This is a genomic window from Leptospira alexanderi serovar Manhao 3 str. L 60 (genome assembly GCF_000243815.2).
GTDB lineage: Bacteria > Spirochaetota > Leptospiria > Leptospirales > Leptospiraceae > Leptospira > Leptospira alexanderi.
Map to the genome: position 1 here is coordinate 72,501 of NZ_AHMT02000047.1, position 12,283 is coordinate 84,783.

The 12,283-nt window shown below is 42.0% G+C and carries 12 protein-coding genes and 1 pseudogene (1 of these 13 running past the window's edge); 2 read left to right on the forward strand and 11 right to left on the reverse strand.

Features of this window, described 5'->3' with window-relative positions; all coding sequences use genetic code 11:
* From LEP1GSC062_RS14910 to rfaE1, 6 genes are all read right to left on the reverse strand, one after another.
* Positions 1–1,157, reverse strand: partial view of an LptA/OstA family protein gene (locus LEP1GSC062_RS14910; RefSeq protein ID WP_010579012.1) — the 5' portion only. 205 nt of this gene lie to the left of the window's left edge; the window shows 1,157 of its 1,362 coding nt (coding positions 1–1,157); its start codon is at positions 1,155–1,157; its stop codon lies beyond the left edge, outside the window.
* Positions 1,154–1,738 (reverse strand): LPS export ABC transporter periplasmic protein LptC, encoded by a 585-nt coding sequence (gene lptC / locus LEP1GSC062_RS14915; RefSeq protein WP_010579013.1) that lies wholly within the window; start codon positions 1,736–1,738, stop codon positions 1,154–1,156. Before lptC ends, LEP1GSC062_RS14910 begins: the two co-directional genes overlap by 4 nt.
* An 11-nt stretch (positions 1,739–1,749) precedes the next feature.
* Positions 1,750–2,613, reverse strand: a complete 864-nt coding sequence (gene kdsA / locus LEP1GSC062_RS14920; RefSeq protein WP_010579014.1) for a 3-deoxy-8-phosphooctulonate synthase — start codon at positions 2,611–2,613, stop codon at positions 1,750–1,752.
* A complete protein-coding gene (locus tag LEP1GSC062_RS14925; protein WP_010579015.1) occupies positions 2,610–4,232 on the reverse strand; it encodes a CTP synthase in 1,623 nt (540 codons plus the stop codon). Before LEP1GSC062_RS14925 ends, kdsA begins: the two co-directional genes overlap by 4 nt.
* Positions 4,233–4,333: 101 nt before the next feature.
* Positions 4,334–4,810, reverse strand: coding sequence for a D-glycero-beta-D-manno-heptose 1-phosphate adenylyltransferase (rfaE2, locus tag LEP1GSC062_RS14930; protein ID WP_010579016.1), 477 nt, complete (start codon positions 4,808–4,810; stop codon positions 4,334–4,336).
* 2 nt (positions 4,811–4,812) lie between these two features.
* Positions 4,813–5,826 (reverse strand): D-glycero-beta-D-manno-heptose-7-phosphate kinase, encoded by a 1,014-nt coding sequence (rfaE1, locus tag LEP1GSC062_RS14935; RefSeq protein ID WP_010579017.1) that lies wholly within the window; start codon positions 5,824–5,826, stop codon positions 4,813–4,815.
* 63 nt (positions 5,827–5,889) lie between these two features.
* Here rfaE1 and LEP1GSC062_RS14940 point away from each other — a divergent pair, with 63 nt between their 5' ends.
* Positions 5,890–6,504: an LON peptidase substrate-binding domain-containing protein gene (locus LEP1GSC062_RS14940; protein ID WP_078123706.1), complete on the forward strand. Its 615-nt coding sequence runs from the start codon at positions 5,890–5,892 to the stop codon at positions 6,502–6,504.
* Positions 6,505–6,979: 475 nt separating this feature from the next.
* On the opposite strand, the gene LEP1GSC062_RS14945 is transcribed toward LEP1GSC062_RS14940, so the two are convergent.
* From LEP1GSC062_RS14945 to LEP1GSC062_RS24325, 4 genes and pseudogenes are all read right to left on the reverse strand, one after another.
* Complete coding sequence (locus tag LEP1GSC062_RS14945; RefSeq protein WP_020984650.1) at positions 6,980–8,254, reverse strand: C40 family peptidase; 1,275 nt, start codon at positions 8,252–8,254, stop codon at positions 6,980–6,982.
* Between the two features lie 48 nt (positions 8,255–8,302).
* Entirely contained in the window at positions 8,303–9,607 is a 1,305-nt protein-coding gene (locus LEP1GSC062_RS14950; protein WP_010579019.1) for a peptide MFS transporter, read from the reverse strand.
* Positions 9,583–10,134, reverse strand: coding sequence for a cob(I)yrinic acid a,c-diamide adenosyltransferase (locus tag LEP1GSC062_RS14955; protein WP_010579020.1), 552 nt, complete (start codon positions 10,132–10,134; stop codon positions 9,583–9,585). The genes LEP1GSC062_RS14950 and LEP1GSC062_RS14955 overlap by 25 nt, the downstream gene beginning before the upstream one ends.
* Positions 10,112–10,396 (reverse strand): annotated as a pseudogene (locus LEP1GSC062_RS24325) (hypothetical protein); the annotation flags it as partial. The pseudogene LEP1GSC062_RS24325 and the gene LEP1GSC062_RS14955, both read right to left, overlap by 23 nt.
* Before the next feature lie 68 nt (positions 10,397–10,464).
* On the opposite strand from LEP1GSC062_RS24325, the gene LEP1GSC062_RS14960 reads away from it, so the two are divergent.
* Entirely contained in the window at positions 10,465–11,316 is an 852-nt protein-coding gene (locus LEP1GSC062_RS14960) for a flagellin N-terminal helical domain-containing protein (RefSeq protein WP_002622159.1), read from the forward strand.
* A gap of 639 nt (positions 11,317–11,955) precedes the next feature.
* Here LEP1GSC062_RS14960 and LEP1GSC062_RS25585 read toward each other — a convergent pair.
* On the reverse strand, positions 11,956–12,162 hold the full coding sequence (locus LEP1GSC062_RS25585) for an integrase core domain-containing protein (RefSeq protein WP_341853177.1): 207 nt from the start codon (positions 12,160–12,162) through the stop codon (positions 11,956–11,958).
* Positions 12,163–12,283: the final 121 nt, after the last annotated feature.

Below are 12,283 nucleotides of genomic sequence, written 5' to 3' on the forward strand. Positions count from 1 at the left end.
ACGGTTTCATTCTTATCCATAAACCGTTCAAACTCGATCGCAGTCATCGTACTCGTGACCTCGTCCGTTTTTTTGTCTAAAAAATCGATTTTTCCGGAATCGGTCAAATGAATGTACTGGTCGTTTTCAAAGTAGTCAAGGACATTCCCGGAGAGGATCAATGCGTTTTCTCGATCGTGAACCGTAATTTGATTTCTGGCTTCTATCTTAGAAGAATTTTTCCCATAACTGACTAACTTTTCTGCGTTCATTTTTAAATTACCGCGATAGATGGTCGCGTTTCCATACAAACCGACTCTTGTCTCTCCGCTTTCATCCTTGTCACTTACAAGTTGATCTCCTTTGAAGATTGCAACTCTTGTGACTTCTTTTTTGATTTTTTCCTCCGTATCTTTTTTACCTTTATTCTCTACGACTTCTTTCTCTGTATAATTCTGAAAGAGAATACTTTCTCCAGCTAACTCCACTTTATTGATATTCGTATAAAACGTGAGCTGCTTTCCAGTGAGATAACGATCTTTTGCAATGAGAATCGGGTCCGGATCTGTCATAATCTTATCCGAATCTTCTTCAAATAAAGCTTGTTTGCAGAGAATGGTGATTTGTGGATGAGCGATTATTACGTTTTCCTTCAAAAGAGTCGTCTTCTTTGCGAGATTTCTTTCGATGAATGTTGCAGAAATAACGGTTTTAACTCCACTTTTATCCGTGTGGAAAAGTCTGGGACGATTTTTAATAGTAACCTTTTCTTCAAGTTTATCGTATTCACCCGTTCCCGCGCGAAGAGTCACACCGTTGTCACCGTCTTGAACGACTACCCCACCTCGTAAAAATCCTTTGAATGCGTCCTTACCGTAAACCTCTATTTGGTTTGCAGAAAGTCTCACCTTTTTGTGTTGAATCCAAGCACTTCCATCCAAGATAAAGACCGTAACTTTCAAACCGGAAACGGTTTTGTCCTCTTGGGTCAGAGAAGATCCCCCCCAAAAAGTAGGGAAATTCGAAGTCGCATCCTTTTTTTCCGGATTTTCCGGAGGAATGTTCACAAATTTTCTTTCTGCAGTTCCGCTTCCCACCGGAAGCGGAGGTTTTACGTTTCCATAATATGGAAAAAACGTAATGCAAATACATAGGAGAGCAAGAAGTTTACGAATCATAGAGATCCAGCCGCTTTCAACGGATTGGTACCTCCCTGTGTAATCGCACTCGGTTTTAGGATCGTGAACTTATTTAAATCCTTATCCGCCCTGAGCCCGATCCCACGGATCGTGGTTCCATCCGCGCTTACGGTTACTTCCGAATCGGACACCAGCTTTTTCGTATCCATGTTGTATTCCATCACCTTCGCAACGAGGGTCTTATTATCGTCGGTTCTTAGAAAAATCTTACCTTCTAGGAGCATCAATCTTGTCTTATGATTAATTTCGCCTTTTTCGGCTAAAAGTTTGGATTTGAACTTTCCGCCTTCATACTGATCGAAATCGATATTGTAGAATATTGTTTTATTCTCATTTACGTAGACGTAGGATTCTTTCGCTCTTAATTCCCATTGAAGTTGACCACTTGCGTCGTAAGCTTCTCTTTTGAAGTTCCGAATCGAAACCGAGGAACCGCTTTCTTTTTCCTTCTCAACCCTTTCGTAATTTACTTTTTTACAATAGAAAAATGTTACTATGAAAAAGGCGCAAACAACCGGAAGAGAAAAAATACGAACCCGATTGTTGATTCTGTTCTTCATGACGAGTCCGATTACGACTCGCTTCTGGAAACGAGAATCTCTTTTTTGACGTAACGATCCAGACCAATCATTTCTTTTAAAAGATTTTTGATTTGAGAGAGAGGATACTGAGTCGTCGCATCCGAAAGAGCCTTTTCTGGATCAGGATGTACTTCCATAAAAACTCCTTCGATCCCGAGCGAAACCGCGGAACGAAGGATACTCGGAATAAATTCTCTTTGCCCTCCGGTACTGTTTCCCGCCGCTCCGGGAAGTTGTGCGGAATGAGTCGCATCGAATATGAGAGGAATGTCGAATCCGTGAATGATCGGAATCGCTCTTCCGTCGAAGATCAAGTTACCGTAACCGAAAGAAGTACCTCTTTCGGTTACAAGCACCTTGTCGTTCCCGGATTCCTTCATCTTTACCGCAATATGCTTCGTATCGGAAGGAGCGAGGAATTGACCTTTTTTTACGTTTACCCATTTTCCGGTTTTGGCCGACTCGGCTATGAGATCGGTTTGTCTGCACAAAAAAGCGGGGATCTGATAGATATCGATCACGTCTTTTAAAGGAGCGATCTGATGCGTTTCATGGATATCCGTAAGAACGGGAACATTGTATTTGTTTTTGATATATTCTAAATTTTGAATACCTTCCGCAAGTCCCGGCCCACGATAAGAGTTTACAGAAGAACGATTTGCCTTATCGAAACTACTTTTGAAAACATAAGGAATTTTTAATTCTTCGCAGATTTCGATCATCTCCGCACAGACTCGATCCAATAAATCCCGATTTTCCATCACGCAGGGACCGGCGATCAAAAAGAAAGGTTCGTCCCCTCCGATCTTACTTCCGTTTAGAAAATCTCTTTTAGTACAGGTATTGTCTCTCATGATGATCCTTTCTTTGAGTATTTCACGGCCGCACGGATAAATCCAGCAAATAAGGGATGAGGCTTCGTAGGTCTGGATTGAAATTCGGGATGAAACTGAACCCCTACAAACCAATTGTGTTTTGGAATTTCCACGATCTCTACGAGACTGTCGTCGGGAGAAGTACCCGAAATCACCATTCCGTTTTCTTCGTATTGTTTTCTATAACGGTTGGTGAATTCGAATCTATGCCTATGCCGTTCGTGAACGAGTGTCGATTGGTATTCGGAATACGAAAGAGTGTCTTTTTTAATTTTACAAGGATAGGAACCGAGCCTCATCGTTCCGCCCATCTGTTCGATATCGTTTTGTTCTTCCAAAAGCGAGATCACGGGATATTCGGTGTCCGGCCTGATTTCGGTTGAATTGGCGTCTTTGAGTTTCAAAACGTTTCTTCCATATTCCACGACGGCACATTGCATTCCAAGACAGATTCCGAAAAAGGGAATTCCATTCGTTCTTGCATATTCGATCGCGAGAATTTTTCCCTCAATTCCACGATCCCCAAAGCCGCCCGGCACTAAAACTCCGTGAACGTTCTTCAAAGAACCTTGGACATTGTCTTTATTTAAATTTTCGGGATCAATTTTGACAAATTCCACTTTGGTATCGTAGGCGATTCCGCCATGGGAAAGACTTTCGTAGATGGAACGATATGCGTCTTGTAAAGAAATATATTTTCCCACAATTGCTACTTGAACGGTTTGTTTTGTGGCAAGTAGTCTTCTTATCATCTTGTCCCATTCGGAAAAATTGGATTCCCGAAGTTCCATTCCCATTGTTTTGAGAACTACTTCGTCTAGTTTTTCTTCCTTATACATTTTAGGAATTTCGTAGATAGATGTGGATATGTCACTCGCAGAGATTACGTTCTCTTCCTTTACGTTGCAAAAAAGAGATAGTTTGTTCTTCATCTCCTTCGTCATGGGCTGGGAAACCCTACATACTAGGATATCCGGTTGAATTCCGAGCCCGAGCAATTCTTTGACCGAATGTTGCGTCGGTTTTGTCTTTGCTTCTCCAGCAGCGGTAATAGTTGGAACCAAGGTAAGATGCACGAATAGCACGTTCGAACTTCCGTGTTCGTAACGTATCTGACGAATTGCTTCTAAGAACGGAATCGATTCGATGTCCCCCACGGTCCCACCGATCTCCACGATGATAAAATCGGGATTTTCTTCTCTGGCCACGATGTACATCCTGTTTCGGATTTCGTTCGTGATATGAGGAACCACCTGAACCGTACGACCCAAGTAATCCCCCTTCCTTTCTCTTTGAATGACCGTATTGTAAATTTGACCGGTGGATACGGAATTTTTGCGGGACAGTTTGGAATGAGTAAAACGTTCGTAGTAGCCGAGATCCAAATCGGTTTCCGCTCCATCTGCGGTTACGTAAACTTCTCCGTGTTGATAGGGACTCATGGTTCCCGGGTCGATGTTGATGTAAGGGTCCATTTTTTGGAGAGAGACCGTGTATCCTCTGCTTTCCAACAAACAACCCAGAGCCGCGACTGTGACTCCTTTTCCAAGTGAGGAACTTACCCCTCCTGTGACAAAGATAAACTTAGTTCTCGACAACTTGTACTCCCGCCTTTTAAGAACAGAGTTTTTTAGTGTTTCTTGAAATTCAAACCGGAATTTCTAAGAATTCTGTCTCTAAAAAAATGGGACTGTATGTTTTAGAGTTTCAGGATTTTCTCGATCAGAAGCGAGGTGGATTTCCCAGGGACGAAAGGCAATATTTCGACTTTTCCGCCGAATTCGCGAACGATTGACGTTTCAGGCAAATCTTCTGCCTTATAATCCCCCCCTTTCACGTGAATCGCAGGTTTGATCAAACGAATCAGTTCGAGCGGCGTGTCCTGAGAAAAAATGGTGACCGCGTCTACAAATCTTAGATTGGAAAGAAGAATCGCTCGGTCGTCTTCAGGAACCACTGGTCTTTGTTCTCCTTTCAGACGTTTTACGGAAGAATCCGCATTGAGTCCGATCCAGAGAAAATCCCCGAGTTCTCGGGCCTGGGAAAGGTACGTAATATGACCCCTGTGGATCAAATCGAAACATCCGTTGGTGAAAACAATCCTTTGATTCTCTCGAATCCGGCTCGCAAAAATTGCCACGTTTTCCCAGGGAACGATACGAGTCTTCAAGTCCATCTTTACTTTTGAAAACTTCCTATAGATTGTAAAGAAAGATCCAATTCCTCGGGAGTTACGGTTTCCGCCCCCAACTTGCCGATTACAACTCCCGCGGCGGCGTTTGAGACGATACTTGCATCCAATTCGCTAAGACCCGCAGCATGATAGGCCGTATAAACGCTAATGACCGTATCTCCCGCTCCGGTTACGTCGAAAACTTCTCTCGCTACGGTCGGAATATGATAGATTTCTTTTTGAGAAGAGAGATATAAACTCATTCCCTTTTCTCCTCTTGTGATCATTAAAGAAAGACAGGAAAGTTTTTCGGAAATTTCCTGTGCGGCTTTTAAGATCTCGGAATCGTTTTCCAATTTTCTTCCGATCGCTTTACCCGCTTCGTGATGATTTGGAGTAAGTATGCTCACTCCTTGGTAAAGAAAAAAATGACTCACCTGAGGATCCACTGTCACGATCTTTTTTTTATCTGAACAAACTTTGGACACTTCCCGAATGATCCTCGGCGTTAAGGTTCCTTTATCGTAATCGGAAAAAATCACTGCGTCTGCGAAATCAATTCTTTCCAAGAATGCTTTGAGCAGTTCGTCTTCTTCTTTTTGATTTATGGGTTTTAGCTCTTCCTTATCGATTCGACAAACTTGCTGGTGTCCCGCGATCACCCTTGTTTTTAAAATCGTCGGTATCTCCTCGGATTCGATCAGAAAATTCTGACTTCTATCCGTATTCTCATTCGTGAGAAGTTTAGAAAAACTTTTCGCTTTTTCATCCTTTCCGACTCTTCCAAGAACGATAGACTTTACACCTAAGCTCGATAAATTCTTCACTACGTTTCCAGCTCCGCCTAAAGTGATTTTTTCTTTACGAACCCAAACGACTGGAACGGGAGCTTCCGGAGAAATCCGATTCACTTCTCCGATGAGGTACTCATCCAAAATGAAATCTCCGATCACGATGATTTTTAAATCTTTAAGACGCGCCGTTGAGGTTATAAAACGATCTCTATTCAAATAGTACAAATTCTACCGATCCTTGGGATTTTGATTTACGGTTTCTCTCTAAGCAGTTATAGTAGCCTTCCTGTGTCAATCATTACTGTCCCAATCTTTCCACTGCCGGAAATCATTTTGTTCCCCGGGACATACTTACCTCTCCATATTTTCGAACCTAGATACAGATTGATGCTCGACTATTGTATGGAATCGAGCGAAGAATTGGCCATAGCTCCCATCCTTCCTACAAAATCAAAAACTCTTTCCAGGCATCCTGAAATCGAAACCGTATTTGGTTGGGGAAAGATTATCCGAAGAGATCCTCTTCCTGATGGAAGATCCAATATTCTTCTGGAAGGAAAGGGAATCGCTAAACTGATCGACTACGAAACGGTGGAACCTTTCCGAGTAGCGAAAATCGAAAAGATAGAACCAGACTTCGAATATCTAAAGGACGAAAATTTTAAGAAGACTTTCGAAAGACTTTTGTTTTTGACGAAGAGGATTCTTCTCTCTGAAGGTGCAGGAGAAGACTTGATTCTTAGAATGAATGAGCTCGTAACTCATCCTTTCCCGATCGACTTTATCGCCTCCATTCTAAACTTCGAATTTTCTAAAAAACAGGAAATCCTTGCGAACCCGAATCCTATGGAAAAAACAAATATTTTGATGGAAATTGTGGAAGAACTCAATTTAAGAGAATGATCGTAGTCGCGTTCGTGTGTCGCTTTGAGTTTGGTGGTGCGTAATCTGTAATCACGTTTGATGTTTGGTTTGCGGTAGACTGCGATTTTTTTGAATTCTACTTCTGATGTTTTTTCGCATAAATTGCGTTTGATTAAACGATTCTGAGAACCATATTTAACGTGAGCAGGGTCGTAAAAATCCATGATTCATTTTTCTGAAACAAGTTGGAATCTGAACTTTGTAAATCTATTCTTAAAATGTGGGAACTACCACAAATCACGATTTTACGAACAATTCTAAAATTGTAGGAACTCCTACTTTTAGAGAATTCTTTCTCATTTTCTCCACGAACTCACGTTAAAATAATAAGATTCACTCGAAAAGATTAGAGTGCAACCCTGACTGATTGTTTCTATGTTTTAGATTATCGTGACTGGTTCGATTCCTAAAGCACCGCAATAAAAAAGCGATCTGGAATAGTCCATTTTCTCGATCAGGATTCTACTTTTTTAAATAACCTTCTCGATGTCACATAACGATCTAGCCACCATTTCATGGAAATCTTATCGATCACAACACCTCTCGTGGAAGAAGCGTGCGCAAATTCTTTCTCGCTGATGACAAGCCCCACATGAGTAATCTTACTTTGATTCGGAGAAGCTGAAAAAAAAATCAAATCGCCCGCTCTCAGATTGCTGTGGGAAACGTTGCTTCCCGATTTCGCTTGTTCTCTACCGAGACGAGGAACTATTTTTACGGGAACTCCCACTCTTTTGTCCGTCAAAGAACTGAATGTAAATCCAGAACAGTCTACTCCTTTTTTAGAAGTCCCTCCCCAATAATAAGGAGTTCCCAACCACTCTTTGACGACGGAAAGTAAATTAGAAGAATTTAATGTTCCCCATTCGGTTTTACTGGGCTGAATCGGAGCATCCGGTTCTAGCTCGGGAACCAGAGGAGGTTCTGGGATGTTCTCCTCAAATCCGAATTTCGGTCTATCTCCGATTACTACTTCACCAGCAGAATCCAAACTGCCGTCTAGGGTTCTTGCCGCTGAGATCGCTACCGTCCAGGAATCCAAGGACTTGCTTTTAGTTCCATCGTGCAAAGACTTGAGCTGAGATAAAAGATCGGATGCAAGGGTATAACGATCATTTGTCGGATTAAAAAAAATCGCCTGTCTAAAAGCAGAGTCTGTTTTCCCGAAGGGAGAAGTCGCCCCCTTATTCGGAAAAAGTCCCAACACTCTGGATGCAAGTCTATTTTCCGGAATTCCTACATACTTTCCCGCAATGAGAGCTCGTCCCCCGGCCAAAATGGAAAACCCGTCCCAATTGGATTTCAAAGCCGTCGATAAAAACACGTTTCGAATTTCTTCTCGAATTCCAGCCTTATCCGTCTCTTTTACGAATAAAGACACTAAAACGAAATCCTTGTTGGAAAGTTTCTGTTTGGATAAAATTGGGATCGCATCTTCCGCTTCGGTAAAACGCATTCCGGATAAGGAAACGTAATATTGACTTACAATCAGATCCGCAATCATGTCAGGGGCCAAACCTTCCATAATCGCCCAGGGAATTGTGTTTTTGGTGATTTCGATCACCTTCGGATCTTTGGATTTTCCGCCTAATTTCTGAAAAACGGAATTTCGGATTAAAAGGGTTTGACCGGCTTCGAAATCCTCTTTGAGCAGATCGGAAAACGGGTCCGCAAAAACGGACGCGGAAAACCAAACAAGAACCCAAAAGATCATCAGAATTCGAAACATCATAATCTCCTAATATATAAATTTGAGTATATACAAAAATTCATTCTTTTAGAAATCCACGCCGCGCATCCAAGTTCGGAACTTCTTTCGCACGAGATAAAGAGCGCCTCCTCCCGCAAATGCAAGTCCCGCAAACATTCCGAAAAACGTAGGAAAGCTGTCCGTTTTCATAAGACCCGCCAATTCTCCAGCAAGAATATTGCCGAAAAAACTAGAAAGAAACCAAACCCCCATCATAAAGCCTCCGAAATGACTCGGAGCCAATTTAGTAATGAGCGCTAATCCTCCGGGAGAAGTAAATAATTCTCCGACGGTGATACAAACGACCGTTAGTACAAGCCAGATCGCAGAAATTCTATGCCCAAGCCGAAAGTCAAGAGTAGCTAACGTTAAAATCAAAAAGCCCAAACCCAAAATAAAAAAACCGTATACAAAACGAATCGAAGTATCCGGTTTCCAGTTTCTTTTGGAAAGGGCGGTCCAAAAGGAAGCTACGATCGGAGCCAAAATCAAAATCAAAAGCGGATTTAAAGATTGAAAAAAAGGCGTCGGAATATCGTATCCGAACCAATTTCGATCCACATGACGGTCGATGAAAAGATTCATAGAGGAACCGATCTGTTCGAATACCGCCCAGAAAATGATCGCAAACGCGGTGAAAATTAGAATGATTACAACTCTTCGCTTTTCTTCTTTCGTTAAAGGAGAATATCTGTTTCCTTCGTCGATGCGATGCTTTTTACCCGGTTCAAAAACACGATCCGAAAATCTTTTTTGCCCGAAAAGAAAGATTAAAATCCCGAATAACACGCCAAAGGCGGCCACTCCGAATCCATATCCCCAACCGAAAGATTCGCTGAAATATCCGCAAAACAGAGGTCCTAAAAATCCGCCTAAATTAATTCCCATATAAAAGATCGTAAAACCGGAATCTTTCATGTGAGTTTTATTTTCCTCTTCGTAAATTCTTCCCACGACCGTAGAGATATTCGGTTTAAAAAAACCGACTCCGATGATGAGCAAGGCCAAACCACAAAAGAAAAACGGTTTTGTTTCAAAAGCGAGACTTAGGTGTCCGAACATCATGAGAGTCGTTCCCAGAAGAATGGACTTCTTAAAACCCAAATACCGATCCGCCAAATAACCGCCAGCGAGAGGAGTTAAGTAAACGAGTCCCGTGTAAATACCGTAGATTCGATTTGCATCCGGATCCGAAAAGTGAAAAACTTTGGTGAGAAACAATACAAGCAAGGCGCGCATTCCGTAAAAGCTGAATCTTTCCCAAGTTTCCGTGAAAAATAAAACGGGAAGCCCTTTCGGATGTGAATTCAGGTTTTGGCTCTGGAGGTCCATAAAGGTTCCTGAATATTCTCTTCTAAATTCGCAAAACGAGCCGCAACAAAAAAGAAATCCGAAAGACGATTGATAAACACCATAGGAGGAGAAAGAATCTCAAGCCCCTCTTCTTTGAATTTCACCATGTCTCTTTCCAATTTTCTCGCTACGGTTCTGGAAATGTGTAAAAATGCAGAGGCTTTGGTTCCGCCGGGGAGAATAAACTTTTTCAAAGGTTCTAATTTTTCCTGCATTCGATCGATTTGATTTTCTAAGAAAGTAATGTCTTCTTCTAAAATGCAGGATTCTTTCTTAGGTCTAAAACCGGCCAGCTCCGATCCCAATTCAAAAAGAAGATTTTGAATCGTTTCCAAAGGAGAATGAAGAATGGATTTTTCCGACAAAAAAGATTTAACAACCCCAATTGTGGAATTGAGTTCGTCCGCCGTTCCGTACAATTCCACTCTTCGATCGGATTTTGGAACCTTCACGCCGGTTGCCAGAGAGGTTTGTCCGAAATCCCCTTTTTTTGTATAGATTTTCATAATTCTCTAACTTGCAAATGTCCCATTTACTTAAGAAAGAGACAAAATACGATCAAAACAATGAAAATGGGTAATGGAAAGAAAAGGACTTTTTTTATAAACTGGAGGAAAAGAGTTGCTTTCAAAAATAATTCTGGTTATTATTTCGACAAAAGTTTCCTAAACTACATTTCGGCTCCCTCCGCATAATACTTTAGGAAAAATATATAAAAACTTTCACCCCGTCCTAAAAAACAGAGTGAAAGTTCGCAGTGGAAAACAAAGGCAGACCCTGCCCCAAAAATATCGGCCCGGACGGATCCGGGCAACATTGACAGGGAGGTTGTGACAATGATCATCAATCACAACATTAGTGCGCTCAGAACGAATAATGTACTCAAGAGCGTAAACAAAGAATTGGACAAGACCATGGAAAAACTTTCCACGGGTCTGCGGATTAATCGCGCCGGGGATGACGCTCTCGGTTTTGCGATGTCCGAAAAGATGCGAACTCAGATTCGAGGTCTTGCCCAAGCAGAGCGTAACGTGATGGACGGAGTTTCTTTTATTCAAGTTACGGAAGGAACTCTCGAACAGGTAAATAACATCCTACAAAGGCTGAGGGAACTTTCGATCCAAACTTCGAACGGAATCTATTCGAACGAGGATCGCAAATTGGTTCAGCTCGAGGTGGATCAACTAATTGAGGAAGTGGATCGTATTGGGAAATCTGCAGAGTTCAATCACATCAAACCTCTTTCCGGAGACCATTCCAAACAATCCAACAAACCAATTCAACTCCAAGTGGGTCCGAATCAAAATGAGAAACTCGATATCTTTATCGATTCCATGAACGCAACCGGTCTACAATTGGTTGCCAACGGAAAAAAACAGGTCCTATCCTCTCCCGCAAGCGCTAATGCGATGATCGGGATTTTGGATACTGCAATTTCCAAGGTGAACCAACAAAGAGCCGATCTCGGAGCGTATTACAATCGTTTGGAAATCACTTCTCAGGGATTACAATCCAGCTATGTGAACATGGTCGCCGCAGAAAGTCGTGTGCGGGATGCGGATATGGCGGAACAAATCGTCGATTATACAAGAAACCAAATTCTCACCAAAAGCGGTTCCGCTATGCTCGCTCAGGCGAACATGAGACCCGACCAAGTGGTGAAATTGTTAAGCGACAGATTCGGCTGATTTTTTTTGAATCGATCGTTTCGGTTTCTTTTTTCGCGTTAAGCCGCTTTCGGAAATTCGAAAGCGGTTCAAGTGGTTAGGGAATTCCGTATGCAAAACCCTAACATCTTGAAACGCGCGCCTTTCGCTACAATTTCCTCTGGAATTTTCGCATCAATAGCTTTCGCATTGGCTATACCGAGTTTTCTTTCGTTCATTGCAGATATTTGTGGAGTGGGATATGGCTGGCATGGATCAAAAGAGGAATTCTCTTATCGGACAGGTCAATGTAATCTGCTCGTCTAAAATCATCTCCGGATTTTCTTCATCAGTTCTAGGCTCCCCTCATTGTTACGATAGCGACCGGGGAAGATCCATAACCTTACCCACAAGTACTTGAATCCAAAGATAAATTTGTCGGAATTACGACAAAATCCACCGTGAAACTTAGTTCCCACCCTTGTTTTTGGGTGGGGGGAGAATAACTCTATTTCGCTCTCTACGGGTCGCGAAATAGGTGGAAAGGCTCGGGAGATTTTTCTCTATCAGAAAATCATACTTCTTGCAAGTAAAAAGCCTCATTCTCGTCGGGGAACACTTGCGTTTTATTGTATGTAAATGTAAAGTCCTTGTAAAGTCCTAAAATGAAGTTGACAGAAATCATGCAGCTTGATGAACAAAATCAGGAGTTAAAAGGCCTAAATGCTGGAGAAGCCTGACATTGTTGTAAAGAAAAACAGCTTGATTGAGAGCGTTTTGAGCTTCTTTAAAATTATCAAAAGTATTTTTAAAAGAGAATTCGTATTTAAGGGTTTTATTAACTCTTTCCGCGACGGCATTTTCATAACAATGGTTTTCTTCGGTCATGCTAATCCTGTGGCCTGCGTAGAGAAGAATATCAGTGTAATCCTTCGAACAAAATTGAATGCCTCGATCGGAATGATGAATGATCTTTTTGTTCTTGGGAAGTTGATCCAGAGCCATCAGT